Origin of the sequence: Sphaerisporangium rhizosphaerae (assembly GCF_042665155.1) — a bacterium.
Taxonomy (GTDB): domain Bacteria; phylum Actinomycetota; class Actinomycetes; order Streptosporangiales; family Streptosporangiaceae; genus Sphaerisporangium; species Sphaerisporangium rhizosphaerae.
Genome location: NZ_JBHTCG010000019.1, coordinates 138,782 through 154,057, shown reverse-complemented (window position 1 = coordinate 154,057; position 15,276 = coordinate 138,782). Strand labels below are relative to the sequence as shown.

The window sequence follows — 15,276 nt, the reverse complement described above, 5'->3', positions numbered from 1 at the left end:
TCGAAGGAATCAGCATCAGCGGCGTCGGCCACCAACTCCCCATGACCGGCCAACTCGCCTACGCCATCACCTTCCTCGGCCTCGACGGAACCTCCACCAACCCCACCCCCACACCGACCCCCACGCCCACGCCCACGCCGACCCCCACTCCCACGCCCACGCCGACTCCCACCCCGACGCCGACCCCCACGCCCACGCCCACTCCTACGCCCACGCCGAGCGGCGGACCGGGTGCCTGCCGCGTCAGCGACACGGTCAGCGCGTGGAACACCGGGCTGACGGAGAGCATCACCATCACCAACACCGGCTCCTCCGCCGTCAACGGCTGGTCGCTGGCCTTCACCCTTCCGGGCGGGCAGACGATCACCTCCGGATGGAACGCCACCTACACGCCCACCAGCGGCCAGGTCACGGCGAAGAACGTCGACTACAACGGCTCGCTGGCGCCCGGCGCCTCCACCACCATCGGCTTCCAGGCCACCCACACCGGTAACAGCGGCGCTCCCACCGCCTTCACCCTCAACGGCGCGACCTGCTCGGTTTCCTGAGCGAACCGGAGGCGTTCCCCGGACCCGGAAGGCGCAGGACGACCTGCGTCCCCCGGACTCCGGGGGACGCCTCCGGCGTCATTCGAGCGTCGTCGCCCGCCCTCCGGGGCCGCGGATGCCGTCGAGGACGAGCTGGAGATGGCGTCGCCAGTCGCGGTGGCCGCCCGGTTTGAAGTACATCGTCGAGATGACGCCGCTGGCCACGACGGTGAAGTCGGCCAGGGTGAGGTCGGCGCGCACCTGGCCGGAGGCCACGGCGCGGTCGATGACGCGGGTGACGGCCGCGGCGAACTCGGCCTTCTGCCGTCCGATGCGCTCCCATTCGAGGTCGTCGGAGCCCATCAGCGCCAGTTGGAAGGCCGCGTCGCCGTCGGCGGCCTCCAGGTAGCCGCGCAGCATCGCCTCGAAGGCGTCGCCGGGGTCGGTGATCTGCTCGGCGGCGCGCGCCAGGTCCGCCATGCCGTGGAACCGCTCGCCGACCATCGCGATGAGCAGCGCCTGCTTGTTGGGGAAGTGGCGGTAGAGGGTTCCCATGCCCAGGCCGGCGCGGGCCGCGATGTCCTCCATCTGGGCTTCGCGCCCGTGCCGGGCGAACAGCTCGCCGGCGGCGGCCATAATCCGCTCACGGTTGCGGCGCGCGTCGGCGCGCAGGGGTCGTTCGATCTCAGTCATCGCTCACATGTCTCGGTCGCCGCTTGACAACCGGAATCTTAGTTCCGTAACGTGCGTGGCGCTAACAGGAAGAGTAGTTCCGGTTCCGCTAAGCCCACAGCGAGGTCTGAGGTCTCATGATCGTCATAACCACTCCCACCGGCCAGATCGGCCGCGAGGTCCTCCAGAACGTCCTGGACGGCCCAGAGCCGATCCGGGTCATCGCCCGCGACCCGTCCCGCCTCTCCCCCCAGGTGCGCGAACGCGTCGAGATCGTGCAGGGATCGGCGGACGACGCCGGCGTCGTCGACAAGGCGCTCACGGGCGCTGACACCGTGTTCTGGGTTCTCCCCCCGAACCCCCGCGCCGAGAGCCTCCCGGCCCACGTCCTGGACTTCGTCCGGCCGCTGTGCGACGCGATCGGCCGCCAGGGCGTCAAGCGGGTGATCGGCGTCTCCAGCCTGGGCCGAGGAACGGCGAGGAAGGCCGGGCAGATATCCGCGATCTTCGCCATGGACCATCTGGTCGAGAGCATGGGGGTGAGCTACCGCTCACTGTGCCCGCCGGGGTTCATGGAGAACATGCTCAGGCAGGTCGCGCCGATCAGAGACCGGGGCGTGTTCTCCCTCGCGATCTCCGGCGATCGCAGGGTCCCGATCTGCGCCACCCGCGACATCGCCGCAGTCGCGGCGGACCTGCTGCTCGACGGCTCCTGGACCGGGCAGGAAAGCGTGCCGATCCACGGCCCCGAGGACCTGTCCCACGACGACATGGCACAGATCATGTCCGAGGTGCTGCGACGGCCGATCCGCTACCAGCAGGTGACCGGCGAGGAGTACAAGGCCACCCTGATCCGGCACGGCGCGACCGAGGCGTGCGCCCAGGGCATCGTCGACATGTCCGCCGCGGTCGACCAGGGCCTCTACGACACCGACCCCCGCACCCCCCGGTCCACCGGCCCCACCACCTTCCGCCAATGGTGCCAGGACACCCTCAAGCCCGCCGTCCTCGCCTGAAACCCAAGGACGAATCCCCCGGGGCGGCGCACCCCGCGCCGCCCCGGGGGTGTCGGGTCAGTCACCGAGGAGGGCGTCGGTGAAGACCTCCGGGTCGAAGGGGGCGAGGTCGTCGGGGCCTTCGCCGAGGCCGACGAGCTTCACCGGGACGCCCAGCTCGCGCTGGACGGAGATCACGATGCCGCCCTTGGCCGTGCCGTCGAGCTTGGTCAGCACGATGCCGGTGATGTTGACCGCCTCGGCGAAGACCTGGGCCTGGCGCATGCCGTTCTGGCCGGTGGTGGCGTCGAGGACCAGCAGGACCTCGTCGACCGTGGCCTTCTTCTCGATGACGCGCTTGACCTTGCCGAGCTCGTCCATCAGGCCGGTCTTGGTGTGCAGGCGGCCCGCCGTGTCGACGATGACCGTGTCGACCTTGTCGTCGATGCCCTTGGACACCGCGTCGAAGGCGACGGAGGCCGGGTCGGCGCCCTCGTCCTTGCGGACGACCTCGGCGCCGACGCGCTCGCCCCAGGTCTGGAGCTGGTCGGCGGCGGCGGCCCGGAAGGTGTCGGCGGCGCCCAGCAGCACCTTGCGGCCGTCGCCGATCAGCGCGCGGGCGAGCTTGCCGGTGGTCGTGGTCTTGCCGGTGCCGTTGACCCCGACGACGAGCACGACCGCCGGCCGCTCACCGTGCGGGGCGGTGTGCAGCGTACGGTCCATGTCGGGGTTGATCAGGGCGAGGAGCTGCTCGCGCAGCAGGCCGCGCGCCTCGTCGTGGCTGCGCGAGCCGAGGACCTTGACCTTGGTGCGCAGCTCTTCGACCATCGTGCGCGTGGGGCTCACGCCCACGTCGGCGGTGATGAGCGTGTCCTCGATCTCGTCCCAGACCTCGTCGTCCAGGCGGTCGCGCGACAGCAGCTCGAGCAGGCCCTTGCCGAGCGTGCTCTGTGAGCGGGCGAGCCTGGCCCGCAGCCGCACCATGCGGCCGGCGGACGGGGGCGGGATCTCGATGGCCGGCGCGGGCGGCGCGACGGGTTCGACCGGCTTGACCGGCGGCGGGACGGTGGTCGTAAGGGTGTCGTCCTCGATGACACCGGTGGCCGGAGGCCGCCTCTCCTCCGGGATCGTCGGCGCCTCCGGCGGCGCGACGGGCGGAGCGTGCCTCTGGCTCGGGCGGAACAACAGGAACATCCCGCCCGCCGCGAGCAACGCGACGACGATGACGATCAGAATGATGCCGAGGTACCCATCCACAAGAAGTCAGTTTTCCAGACGGGCGGCCATGCTCACGCCCCGGCTTGCCCGCGCCGCGCCGGTTACACCGATATGAAGCGTTCAACGCCCCTCATCCCCACCCTGCCGCCCGGCGCTCCCCCACCCCCGGCGCCCCGCGCGTCCCCTGAGCGTGGCCGCAGCATGCACACGGGAGAACCGCCGGGTGGGGTCAGGCGGGTTCGCGTTCGCGGAGGCGCTGGCTGACGACCTGGGTGACGCCGTCGCCGCGCATGCTGACGCCGTAGAGGGCGTCGGCGATCTCCATGGTGCGCTTCTGGTGGGTGATGACGATGAGCTGGGAGCTCTGCCGCAGCTCCTCGAACAGGGTGAGCAGCCGCTGGGTGTTGGTGTCGTCCAGCGCCGCCTCGACCTCGTCCATGACGTAGAACGGCGACGGCCGCGCCTTGAAGATCGAGATGAGGAACGCCACGGCGGTCAGCGAGCGCTCGCCGCCCGACAGCAGGGACAGGCGCTTGACCTTCTTGCCCGGCGGCCTGGCCTCGACGTCGACGCCGGTGGTCAGCATGTCGGAGGGGTCGGTCAGCAGCAGGCGCCCCTCGCCGCCGGGGAAGACCCGGGTGAAGATGGTCTCGAACTCGCGGGCGACGTCCTCGTAGGCGGCCGTGAAGACCTGCTCGACCCGCTCGTCGACCTCCTTGACCACGGTGAGCAGGTCGCGCCGGGTCTTGCGCAGGTCTTCGAGCTGGGAGTTGAGGAAGGCGTGCCGCTCCTCCAGCGCCGCGAACTCCTCCAGCGCCAGCGGGTTGACCTTGCCGAGCTGGGCCATCTGCCTGTCGGCGACGCGGGCGCGCTTCTCCTGCTCCTCGCGGACGTAGGGCACCGGCTCGCCGTCGCCGACCGGCACGGGCTGCTCGGGGCCGTACTCGGAGATCAGGGCGTCCATCTCGACGCCGTACTCCTCCATGGCGCGCTGCTCCATCTGCTCAAGGCGCAGCCGCTGCTCGGTGCGGGCCACCTCGTTGCCGTGAGCCCGGTTGACCAGCTTGTCCAGCTCGGACGCCAGCTCGCGCACCCGGACGCGCACCGCCTTGAGCTCGGCGTCGATCTCGCCGCGCGCCCGCTCGGCGTCCTCGCGCTCGTCGGCGGCCAGGGTCAGGGAGGTCTCCAGCACCCCGAGCGCGCGGGCCGCGCCCCGGACGACGGCCTCGGCCACCTGGGCCTGGGCGCGGCGGCGCTCGCGCAGCGCGGCGGCCCCGGCCCGCTCGTGGCGCTCGCGCTCGGCCGCCCTCATGAGCTGGTCGGCGCGGCCGGCGATGCCGCGGACGCGCTCCTCGGCCGTGCGGACGGTCAGGCGGGCCTCCATCTCGGCCTGCCGGGTGACGTCGCGGACCCCGGCCAGCTCGTCGCGGGTCTCGGTGGTCGGCTCCGCGGCCAGCTCGTCGGCGTACTCGGCCTCGGCCAGGCGCTCCTCCAGCTCGACGACGCCGGCGAGGTCGCGGTCGCGCGCCTGCTCGGCGGCGGCGACGCTGCGGGCCAGCCGGTCGCACTCGTCGCCGGCGGCCCTGGCGGCGGCGTCGAGCTGGGCCAGGCGCCGTGCCGCGAGGGCGACCCGCTGGTCGGCCTCGCGCTGCCTGGCCCGCACGCGGTCGAGCTCGCCCTGCGCGGCGTTCACGCCGGCCTGGGCGGTGTTGACGCCGGTCTGCGCCTGCGCGGCGCGCGCCTGGACGGCCTCCACGGCCTGCTGGGCGGCGCGCTCGGCCTCGGCGGCGCGTTCGAGCTCGCCCGCGGCGCTCTCGGCGGTGGCGCGGGCCTGCTCGAGATCGGCGACGGCCTGGTCGAGGGCGGCGCGCACCTGGAGGGCCGAGCCCGCGCCTGCGCCCGAGCCGCCGTGCGCGAAGAACGCGCCCACCAGGTCGCCCGACCAGGTGACGGCCCGGACGTCGGGGCGCTGCTCGACGATCTTCCTGGCCACCGGCACGTCCTCGACGACGACCACGCCGGCCAGCAGGCTCTCGACGGCGGGGCGGAAGGCGTCGGACACGCTCACCAGGTCGCAGACCCACTCGGCGTCCTCGACGGGCACCGGCCTCGCCACGGCGGCATCGGAGGCGACGACCAGCGCGGCCCGGCCGGCGTCCTCGGCCCGCAGCAGCTCCACCGCGTCCACGACGGTGGACAGCGACTCCACCGCGACGGCCTCGGCGGCGGCGCCCAGCACGGCGGCCACGGCCACCTCGGCTCCCGGCCGCACGGTCATCATCGCGGCGAGCGGCCCGAGCACTCCGGACAGGCCGGCGGACATCAGCGCCGCGCCGCCGTCGGCGCCCCCGGCGAGCCCCATGCGCAGGGCCTCCCCGCGGGCCTCCAGGGCGGCGATCGCCCGCTGGGCCTCCTGGTCGGCGGCCCGCGCCGCCCCGACGGCCGCGCGGGCCTCCGCCAGGGCCCTGCGCGGGGGCTCGGCGGCGGCCTTGGCCTCCTCGACGGCGGCCCGCGCCTCCTCCACCGCGGCCTTGGCCTCCTCGACGCCCTGCTGTGCGCGCGCCAGCTCGTCGGCGAGGGCGGGGTCGGCGGCGGGCTCGGCCTCCTGCTGCGCGTCGTGCTCCTCGCGGGCCCGCTCGCTCCTCTGACGGGCCTCCCCCAGGGCCTTGGCCAGGCGCCCGATCTCCTCCTCGGCGGCCCTGGCGCGGCCCCGCACGGCGGCCACCTCGCCGCGCAGCCTGGCCAGGCTCTCGCGGCGGTCGGCGGCCTCGCGCGCGGCGGCGGCCAGGCGGCGCTCCTCGACGGCCAGAGCGCTCTCGGCCTCACCGCGCCGCCAGACGGCCTGTTCGAGGATCTCCTCGGCCTGCTCGAGCTCGGCCTTGAGCGCCTCCTCGCGCTCGCGCACCTCGGCGGCCTCGCGCTCGTACTCCTCGGGGTCACGCCCGCGCCGCTCGATGGAGGCGGCCTCGACGGCGTGGCGGTGCCGCTCGGCGGCCAGCGTCTCCACACTGTGGAAGCGCTCCTTGAGCGCGGCCAGGCGGTAGTAGGTCTCCTGGGCGACGGCGAGGCGCGGCTGGGCGGCGCTCTCGGCGGCCTCCAACTCGGCCTCGCGGCCCTGCCCCTGTTCGAGGCCGGCCTCCACCTCGGCGCGCCTGGCGCGGACGGCGGCCTCGTCGGCGGCCTCACGGTGGAGGTGGTCACGCAGGCGGACGACGTCGTCGGCCAGCAGGCGCAGCCGCGCGTCGCGAAGGTCGGCCTGGATGACGGCGGCCTTGCGGGCGATCTCGGCCTGGCGGCCCAGCGGCTTGAGCTGGCGGCGCAGCTCGGCCGCGAGGTCCTGCACGCGGGTGAGGTTGGCCTGCATGGCGTCCAGCTTGCGCAGCGCCTTCTCTTTGCGCTTGCGGTGCTTCAGGACGCCCGCGGCCTCCTCGATGAACGCCCTGCGCTCCTCGGGGCCGGCGTGCAGGACGGTGTCGAGCTGGCCCTGGCCGACGATGACGTGCATCTCGCGGCCGATGCCGGAGTCCGACAGCAGCTCCTGGATGTCCAGCAGCCGGCAGGTGTCGCCGTTGATGGCGTACTCGCTCTGGCCGGAGCGGAACATCAGCCGGCTGATCGTGACCTCGGTGTAGTCGATCGGGAGGGCGCCGTCGGTGTTGTCGATGGTCAGCGTCACCTCGGCGCGCCCCAGCGGAGGCCGCGAGGAGGTGCCGGCGAAGATGACGTCCTCCATCTTGCCGCCGCGCAGGGACTTGGCGCTGTGCTCGCCCATGACCCAGGCGAGGGCGTCCACGACGTTGGACTTGCCCGACCCGTTGGGGCCGACGACGGCGGTGATGCCGGGCTCGAACTTCAGGGCGGTGGCGGAGGCGAAGGACTTGAAGCCGCGCAGCGTGAGGTTCTTGAGATACACGCGCGCCGACCTCCCCGTTCCGCTCGGGGACCGCCTTCCTGCCTCCCGGGTCCCTTCCGCTCTTCGGGGCACACTACCGGCTCGGGACGCCCTCGGGTGTGCTCACCGGGTATGCGGCCTGCAACGGAGCACGCGGAACCGGCGCGCGCAGCGCCGAGCCAGTGCCGAGCCAGTGCCGGGCCGGTGCCGGGCGCGCGGGGACGCCGGACCGGGCGGGGCCGGCCGCCGGAGGTGTGCGGCCGGGCGAGGCCGGCCACCGGAGGTGCCGGAAAATGACAAGGGACGCCTTTGCGGGGCGTCCCTGACAGTGTGTTGCCGTCCGTACCGAACCTCAGGTGAGGGCCGGCTCGCGATCTTGCAGGCGAGAGAACGCCTCATCTCGCGACTGGGCCGCGAGAGCGTCGTTCTGGGCCTGGAGCCTTGTGAGCTCTGCCTCCAGATCCCGGATTCGCTGCTGGAGACGGCGCATTTCCGAGACCATTCGAGGGTCGAGACCGCCGACGTGGCCGAGTAGAGCCTTCGCCATGGTTAAGGGTCCTCCACGCTGAGTGACCAAACTGGTTCGCGCACTTCTTGCCGCGGGAGGGGTGCGCGTGTTTCCTATCAAGAGTCGCACCGGCAATGGAGGCGGTCAAGTTGAACGCTCTCCATGAATGCGCCAATGGGCACTCCCGACATGTAAATATACCGCATTTAGGGGGTTTAAGGGAAGCGCCTACCGCTCCACGAATCCACCAAAACCACCGCGAACCGGTGACCAGCGCTCCACCACGGTATCTACCCGCCCCGGGGTGTCACCACCCCTGAGCAGGGCGAGAAGCTTCTCACAGGCCTCGCGCGGCCCCTCGGCGACGACCTCGACCCTGCCGTCGGCAAGGTTCGACGCCGACCCGACCAACCCCAGCTCAAGAGCCCGGGACCGCGTCCACCAGCGGAAACCCACCCCCTGCACGCGACCGCGCACCCATGCGTTGAGACGGATGTCACTTGCGCCGGGCGCGGCGTCCCCGCTCATGTCGCCACCCGGGGTTGACAACGGGGGCAACTGTAGGAGGACCTGTTCATGAAAGCCTCCCGGACGACCGGTGCGCCACAGCGGGGGCACGGCTCGCCCTCCCGGCCGTACACGTTGAGCGACCGGTCGAAGTAGCCGCTCTCGCCGTTGACGTTGACGTACAGGCTATCGAAGGACGTGCCGCCCTGGCCGAGGGCCTCGGTCATCACCGCGCGCGCCGCCGCCAGCAGCTCTTCGACCTTGCGCCGGCTCAGCGACCGCGTGGGCACGCCGCCGTGCAGCCCCGCCCGCCACAGCGACTCGTCGGCGTAGATGTTGCCCACCCCGCTGATCAGCGACTGGTCCAGCAGCGCCCGCTTGACCTCGGTCTGCCGGGTGGCGAGCCGCATGGCGAACATCTCCTCGTCGAACGCCTCCTCCAGCGGATCGGGCGCGATGTGCGCGATCGGCTCGGGGACCGGCCGCTCCAGCGGCAGCAGAGGAGCCACCAGCACGTGGCCGAAGGTGCGCTGGTCGACGAACCTCAGCTCAGGGCCGCCGTCGGAGAACCCCAGGCGCACCCGCAGGTGCTTCTCCAGCGGCGAGCCCGGGTCGACCACCAGCAGTTGGCCGCTCATGCCCAGGTGCGCCAGCAGCGCCTCGGACGCGCCGTGCCGGGCCTCTCCCGCCGGACCGGCCTGAGGAAGATCCGCTCCGGCGTCTCCGCTGTCCTGCGGGAGATCCGCAGAGCCGCCTGCCGGGGCCTCGGAGCCGTTCAGCGCCTCGGCCAGGGGCAGCCACAGGTATTTGCCCCGCCGCTCGGCCGAGACCAGCGTGCGGCCCGCCAGCCGTCCGGCGAACTCGGCCGACCCGGGCGCGTGCCTGCGGATCGCGCGAGGATGCAGGACCTCGGCGAAGGCGATCGTGCGCCCGGCGACCCAGCGTTCCAGCCCGCGCCGGACGACCTCGACTTCCGGCAGCTCCGGCATGGGTCAGCTGGCCTTCTTGTCCCGGGCCTCGGCGGCCGCGCGGATGGCGTTCCAGGCGGCCTCCGCGGCCTGCTGCTCGGCCTCCTTCTTGCTGCGCCCTGCGCCCGAGCCGTACTCCTGGCCGCCGACCTTGACGATCGCGGTGAACGACTTGGCGTGGTCGGGCCCGCTCTCGTCCACGTGGTACTCGGGCACGCCCAGCATCTCGGCGGCGGTGAGCTCCTGCAGGGAGGTCTTCCAGTCGAGGCCCGCGCCGAGCGAGGCCGACCGCTTGATCAGCGGGTCGAACAGCAGGTGGACCACACGGAACGCCTCGTCCAGCCCCTTGTCGACGTAGACGGCGCCGATGAGCGCCTCGAGGGTGTCGGCGAGGATCGAGGACTTGTCGCGCCCGCCGGTGCCCTCCTCACCCCGGCCGAGCCGGGTGAACCGGCCGAGGTCCAGGGCGCGCGCGACGTCGGCGAGGGCGCGCATGTTGACCACGGCCGCCCGCAGCTTGGCGAGCTGGCCTTCGGGAAGATCGGGATGCCCCCGGAACAGGGTGTCGGTGACCACCAGGCCCAGCACCGAGTCGCCGAGGAACTCAAGGCGCTCGTTGGTGGGCAGGCCACCGTTCTCGTACGCGTAGGAGCGGTGCGTCAGCGCCCGCTCAAGAAGCTGCTCGTCCAGCTTGACGTCCAGGACGCGCTCGAGCTCGTCCCTGGCGATCTCTACCGGTATGGGCTTCCCACCTGCGGCCACGTCTCCTCCTCGGACGGTGTCTCTCTGGCCGTCACGCAGCACGTCACGACCATGGTCGCGATGGCGGATGGAACGCGGGTGCCCGAAAACGTGGTGGACGCCGGGAGATTGCGGCGGCCCCGGCGCCCACCACGGCCGCGGGCGAACCGCCACCGCACGCCTTTGAACGGTGGACGGTCGTCCCGGCCGGATGCGGGGCATCCGGCCGGCTCACCGGCCACCGCAGGCGTGATCAGGCCGACGGCTCGATGACCTGTCGGCGGTTGTAGGTGCCGCAGGTCGGGCATGCCACGTGCGGCAGCTTCGGCGACCGGCACTGGTTGCAGCTCACGAGCGCCGGCGCGGCGGTCTTCCACTGCGCGCGGCGGGAGCGGGTGTTGCTCCGCGACATCTTCCGCTTGGGGACGGCCACGTCAACCCTCCTGGGTCTTGTTGTTCTCGATGTTCAGGCCCTGCAACGCCGCCCAGCGGGCGTCGGTCTTATCGTGCCGGTGGTCCGGGCCGGCTTCCGCCAGCTTGACCCCACACTCCACGCAGAGACCGGGGCAGTCTTCACCACAGACCGGGCTCAACGGCAGTGCGAGCACCACCGCGTCGCGGAACGTCGGCTCGAGATCGAGGAGTTCACCGTCGAGGAGTGAGTCGTCCTCGGCGGCGTCTTCCGCCGAGTAGAAGAAGAGCTCCTGGAAGCCGACCTCGATCTGCGAGGTCAACGGATCCAGGCACCGCGAGCACTCGCCGGTGAGCGGGGCTCGCGCCGTGCCCGTGACGAGCACGCCTTCCATCACTGCCTCGAGCCGGATGTCCAGCTCGATCTCGGCGTCCACGGGGACGCCGATCATGCCGACGGTGAGATTCGCCGGAGCCGGGAGGGAACGGGAGATCTCGCGCATGGACCCCGGCCGTCGTCCCAGATCATGGGTCGAAATCACCCAGGGGGCCCGGGGGTCGAGGCTATGCAGCGTCTTCCTGCTCTCTTGAGGCATGGCGAATCACCGCCGTCGTACAAGGCCGATGAGAAAGAATACCAGCACTCAGCCGCGGAGCCGTTCGACCAGCATCCGGTGCACCAGATCCGGCACGAGCCCCGAGACGTCCCCACCGTACCGGGCGATCTCCTTCAGCCTGCTCGACGACAGGAAGGAGTACTCGGGGTTGGTCGACATGAACAGCGTCTCGACGCCCGACATGCGGTAGTTGAGCTGGGCCATCTGCAGTTCGTAGTCGAAGTCGCTGACCGCGCGCAGGCCCTTGACGATCGTCGGGATGCCCTGCTGCTTGCAGAAGTCGACCAGCAGCCCGTAGAACTTCTCGACCCGCACGTTGCCGTACTCGCGGGTCACCTCCTCGAGCGTCGCGATGCGCTCGTCCACGGTGAACAGGCTCTTCTTCTCGACGTTGATCAGCACGGCGACGACGACCTCGTCATACAACCGGGACGTCCGGCCGATGATGTCGAGATGGCCGTTGGTGACGGGGTCGAACGACCCCGGACAGACGACGCGACGCAAGGCGTACCCCCAGTTTCACTGGTTCCCGGCGGCGCGACCGTACCAAACGGACGCTTCGCCATAGCGACGGACCCTCTCCTCGCTGAATCCCGAGGGCCAGACCAGGTCCTTCCCCCGCGACTCGCGCTCCACCGCGACCAGGGCGTCCGAAGCCAGCCAGCCGTTGTCGCGCAGCCGTTCGAGCACCTCGGCGACGGCCTCGTCCTTCACCGCGTACGGAGGGTCGGCGAACACGAAGTCGTACGGCTCGGCGCACGGGAGCGCCACGACGCGCTCGACCCGGTCGCCGGTCACGACCGCCCCCGGCAGGCCCAGCGCGGCGATGTTCTCCCTGATCGTGCGCACGGCCTTGACGTCGGACTCCACCAGCAGCGCGTGCGAGGCTCCCCGCGACAGCGCCTCCAGGCCCACCGCCCCGGACCCGGCGTACAGGTCGAGCACGCGGGCGCCGTCCAGCGGGCCGAGCAGGGAGCCGACGGTGGAGAACAGCCCCTCCCTGGCACGGTCGCTCGTCGGGCGGGTGCCACGGCCGGGGGGCACGGCGATGCGGCGTCCGCCGGCGGTTCCTGCGATGACTCGGGTCACCCGCCCATTCTCGCCGCAGCCCGAGCCGCCCCCGCACCGGCCGGGACACGCGGTACGCCCCCACGCCCACCGCGGCCACGCGCAGCCCACGCCCGCCAGAGCCGCGGGGCCGCGCCCGCCGGGGCCACGGGTACGCCCACGCCCGCCGGGGTCACAGGTACCCCACGTCCGCCGGGGTCACGGGACGTCACACGCCCGCCGGGGCCCGAGATGGGGCCCTCGGCCGGCCCGAGAGCCAAGGTCAAGAGTGGCCAAGTGTCGTCGACGAATGCGCAAGGGTCGTTCCGCACGGCGGCCTGAGCCCACATGATGAGTTCTGCGGCCTTCATGGTGACCCAGGGGAAGGCCGACCGGCGTGATCGTGAGCCCTTCCGCGCGCCGGTGCCCTCGGCACCTGACCCGAGGGTGGGCCCAGCCGGGGACGGCATTCGGGGGGAGGCCGTCCCAAGGCTGGGCCCTGGGTCATTTTCTGTGTTGCCGTGTTGCTCGGCCTCGCTCCGCTCGGCGGGCTCGGGGCGCCTTTGAGGCGGCGCCGTTCGTCGTCGTTCACGAGCGCTCGTACCTCGCACTCGCTCTCTCCTCCTCACAGCACCGCCGCGCCCCGAGCACACCCTTGTGGCCGGGCGGACCGTCCCTCATCACCGGTCAAAGCGGTCCTTTCTGCCGGCGCCGGGTCGGCGGGTCGTGGTACGGCGAAGCCGGCGCCACACTACGTCGAGCAACTTGGGCCGTTCACCCACCTCTGGCAGCGATCATGCCTTTTCGAGGTATTCGGCGCGGTCGTCGCCGAGGAGGCGGTCGATCTCGGCGCGGAGCGCCGGGTGGGCGGACAGGTCGGGATCGGCGGACAGCAGCAGCCCGGCCTCCTCGCGGGCGTCCCTGATGACGTCCTCGTCGCGCAGCAGCCGCAGCATCTTCAGCGACGATTTGCGCCCGGACTGGGCCGCGCCCAGCACATCGCCCTCGCGCCGCTGCTCCAGGTCGACCCGGGACAGCTCGAACCCGTCGAGCGTGGCGGCGACCGCGTCGAGCCGCTCGCGGGCCGGGGTGCCCGCCGGGAAGTCGGTCACCAGCAGGCACAGGCCGGGCAGGCCGCCCCGGCCCACGCGCCCGCGCAGCTGGTGGAGCTGCGACACGCCGAACCGGTCGGCGTCCATGATCACCATGACGGAGGCGTTGGGGACGTCCACGCCGACCTCGATCACCGTGGTGGCCACCAGGACGTCGACCTCGCCGCGTGTGAAGGCGCGCATCACGGCGTCCTTGTCCTCGGGAGGCAGGCGCCCGTGGAGGACCTCGACGCGCAGGCCGGCCAGCGGCCCGCCGGCCAGCAGGGGGGCGACCTCCATGACGGCCAGCGGCGGGCGGCGCTCGCCGTTCCCCTCCCCCGCCTCGGCGGCCTCGCTCAGCTCGGCGAGGTCACCGGGCCCGGCCAGGTCGCTCAGATCGCCCTCGTCGCCCTCCTGGTCGCCGATGCGGGGGCAGACGATGTAGGCCTGGCGGCCCAGGCCGACCTCCTCGCGGATGCGCTCCCAGGTGCGTTCGAGGAAGTGGGGCTTGTCGGCCGCAGGGACGACGTGCGTGGTGATCGGGGCCCGGCCGGAGGGCAGCTGGCTGAGCGTCGAGACCTCCAGGTCGCCGAACACCGTCATGGCCACCGTGCGCGGGATCGGGGTGGCGGTCATCACCAGGACGTGCGGCCGTCCGCCGCCGGCCTTCTCGCGCAGCGCGTCACGCTGCTCGACGCCGAAGCGGTGCTGCTCGTCCACGACGACCAGGCCGAGGTCGGCGAACTGGACGTGCTCCTGGAGCAGGGCATGGGTGCCCACGACGATGCCCGCCGCGCCGGACGCGGCCTCCAGCAGGGCGGCGCGGCGGCCCGCCGCGCCCGTGGAGCCGGTGAGCAGCGTCACCGCCGTGCCGCCGAACATGCCGCCGGTGCCGAGGTCGCCGAGCATGCGGACGATGGAGCGGTGGTGCTGCTGCGCCAGCACCTCGGTGGGGGCGAGCAACGCCGCCTGGCCGCCGGCGTCGACCACCTGGAGCATCGCCCGCAGCGCCACGACGGTCTTGCCCGCGCCCACCTCGCCCTGGAGCAGACGGTGCATCGGGTGCGCCAGCGCCAGCTCGGCCGCGATCTCTTCGCCGACGATGACCTGGCCCTCGGTGAGCTGGAAGGGCAGCCGGCCGTCGAAGTCGGCGAGCAGCCCGTCGTCCCTGAGGGGCCGGGGGGTGGCGGGCCACGCGGCGGCGGCCTGGCGGCGCTGGGCCAGCACGGCCTGCAGCATGAACGCCTCGTCGAACTTGAGCCTCTTGCGCGCCCTCGCCACGTCGCCCTGGTCGCGCGGCCGGTGGACGGCCTCCAGCGCCTCGGCCAGGCCCGGCAGCCGGTGGCGGGCGCGCAGGTCGTCGGGCAGCGGATCGGGGATCGGGCCCAGCGTGTCGAGCACGACGCCGATCGCCCTGCGGATCACCCACGAGGTGATGCCGCCCGCCGCCGGGTAGATCGGCACCGGCGCGGCGGCGAACTCGGCCGCCGAGGACGACGAGGACTCGACCTCCTCGAACGGCTCGAACTCGGGATTGCTGAGCTGCCACTTGGCCCGCTCGCCGTGCCCGAACCGCCCCACCTTGCCGGAGAACATGGCGCGGGTGCCGGGCTTGAGCCGGGTCTCCACCACGTGGGACATCTTGCCGAAGAAGGACAGATAGATCTTGTTGCGCCGCCCGTCGACGACCTCGACCTCCAGCCAGGTGCCCGACCGGTTGCGCATCGGCTTGCGCATGAGGCGGGAGACCTCGCCGACCACCGTGACGTGCTCGTCGACCTCCAGGGCGTCGAGCGCGGTGAGCTCGCCCCGCTCGGCGTAGCGCCGGGGGTAGTGGCGCAGGAGCTCGCCGACCGTGGTGATGTTGAGCGAGCCCTCGAGCGGCTTGGCCGTCTTTGGATCGAGCGCCTTGATGAGCGGCTCGTCGAAACGCGTCACGTCAACCAGTTGTACCGCTCGCGGCCGACAAGAACCCCCGCGACGGCCCCGCTCGACGCCGTACGCGCGGCGCGGCGCCCGTCGGCTCGGCCTGGCCGCCCAGGGCGCCGCGGCCGGGCCGGGCGGGCACGGGGGCGCCGCGCA

General features: G+C 72.4%; 14 protein-coding genes. 2 read left to right on the top strand and 12 right to left on the bottom strand.

Annotated features, from left to right (window positions below; all coding sequences use genetic code 11):
- The coding region (locus ACFQSB_RS25535; protein ID WP_380829491.1) for a cellulose binding domain-containing protein at positions 1–548 on the top strand (548 nt) is incomplete at its 5' end.
- A 78-nt stretch (positions 549–626) separates the two neighbouring features.
- Here ACFQSB_RS25535 and ACFQSB_RS25530 read toward each other — a convergent pair.
- On the bottom strand, positions 627–1,220 hold the full coding sequence (locus ACFQSB_RS25530) for a TetR/AcrR family transcriptional regulator (RefSeq protein WP_380829490.1): 594 nt from the start codon (positions 1,218–1,220) through the stop codon (positions 627–629).
- 116 nt (positions 1,221–1,336) lie between these two features.
- Here ACFQSB_RS25530 and ACFQSB_RS25525 point away from each other — a divergent pair, with 116 nt between their 5' ends.
- Entirely contained in the window at positions 1,337–2,215 is an 879-nt protein-coding gene (locus ACFQSB_RS25525; RefSeq protein ID WP_380829489.1) for an NmrA family NAD(P)-binding protein, read from the top strand.
- Between the two features lie 57 nt (positions 2,216–2,272).
- Here the strand turns inward: ACFQSB_RS25525 and ftsY are convergent, their stop codons facing one another.
- The 11 genes from ftsY to recG form a co-directional block, all read right to left on the bottom strand.
- Positions 2,273–3,451, bottom strand: a complete 1,179-nt coding sequence (ftsY, locus tag ACFQSB_RS25520) for a signal recognition particle-docking protein FtsY (RefSeq protein ID WP_380829488.1) — start codon at positions 3,449–3,451, stop codon at positions 2,273–2,275.
- Positions 3,452–3,641: 190 nt separating this feature from the next.
- Positions 3,642–7,325 carry a chromosome segregation protein SMC gene (gene smc, locus ACFQSB_RS25515; protein ID WP_380829487.1) on the bottom strand — a complete coding sequence of 1,228 codons (3,684 nt, stop codon included), beginning with the start codon at positions 7,323–7,325 and terminating at the stop codon, positions 3,642–3,644.
- Positions 7,326–7,656: 331 nt separating this feature from the next.
- Complete coding sequence (locus ACFQSB_RS25510; protein ID WP_248958190.1) at positions 7,657–7,851, bottom strand: hypothetical protein; 195 nt, start codon at positions 7,849–7,851, stop codon at positions 7,657–7,659.
- 189 nt (positions 7,852–8,040) lie between these two features.
- Positions 8,041–8,340, bottom strand: a complete 300-nt coding sequence (locus ACFQSB_RS25505; RefSeq protein ID WP_354847509.1) for an acylphosphatase — start codon at positions 8,338–8,340, stop codon at positions 8,041–8,043.
- The gene (mutM, locus tag ACFQSB_RS25500; RefSeq protein WP_380829486.1) at positions 8,337–9,308 is read right to left on the bottom strand and encodes a bifunctional DNA-formamidopyrimidine glycosylase/DNA-(apurinic or apyrimidinic site) lyase; all 972 of its coding nucleotides are present in this window, start codon (positions 9,306–9,308) and stop codon (positions 8,337–8,339) included. Before mutM ends, ACFQSB_RS25505 begins: the two co-directional genes overlap by 4 nt.
- A 3-nt stretch (positions 9,309–9,311) precedes the next feature.
- Positions 9,312–10,016: a ribonuclease III gene (gene rnc, locus ACFQSB_RS25495; protein ID WP_380829496.1), complete on the bottom strand. Its 705-nt coding sequence runs from the start codon at positions 10,014–10,016 to the stop codon at positions 9,312–9,314.
- A 265-nt stretch (positions 10,017–10,281) separates the two neighbouring features.
- Complete coding sequence (gene rpmF / locus ACFQSB_RS25490) at positions 10,282–10,461, bottom strand: 50S ribosomal protein L32 (RefSeq protein ID WP_189161846.1); 180 nt, start codon at positions 10,459–10,461, stop codon at positions 10,282–10,284.
- A gap of 1 nt (position 10,462) precedes the next feature.
- Positions 10,463–11,035 carry a YceD family protein gene (locus ACFQSB_RS25485; RefSeq protein ID WP_354924935.1) on the bottom strand — a complete coding sequence of 191 codons (573 nt, stop codon included), beginning with the start codon at positions 11,033–11,035 and terminating at the stop codon, positions 10,463–10,465.
- Positions 11,036–11,083: 48 nt separating this feature from the next.
- On the bottom strand, positions 11,084–11,560 hold the full coding sequence (gene coaD / locus ACFQSB_RS25480; RefSeq protein ID WP_354847500.1) for a pantetheine-phosphate adenylyltransferase: 477 nt from the start codon (positions 11,558–11,560) through the stop codon (positions 11,084–11,086).
- 15 nt (positions 11,561–11,575) lie between these two features.
- Entirely contained in the window at positions 11,576–12,145 is a 570-nt protein-coding gene (gene rsmD, locus ACFQSB_RS25475) for a 16S rRNA (guanine(966)-N(2))-methyltransferase RsmD (RefSeq protein ID WP_380829485.1), read from the bottom strand.
- A gap of 752 nt (positions 12,146–12,897) precedes the next feature.
- Positions 12,898–15,132, bottom strand: a complete 2,235-nt coding sequence (gene recG / locus ACFQSB_RS25470; RefSeq protein ID WP_380829484.1) for an ATP-dependent DNA helicase RecG — start codon at positions 15,130–15,132, stop codon at positions 12,898–12,900.
- Positions 15,133–15,276: the final 144 nt, after the last annotated feature.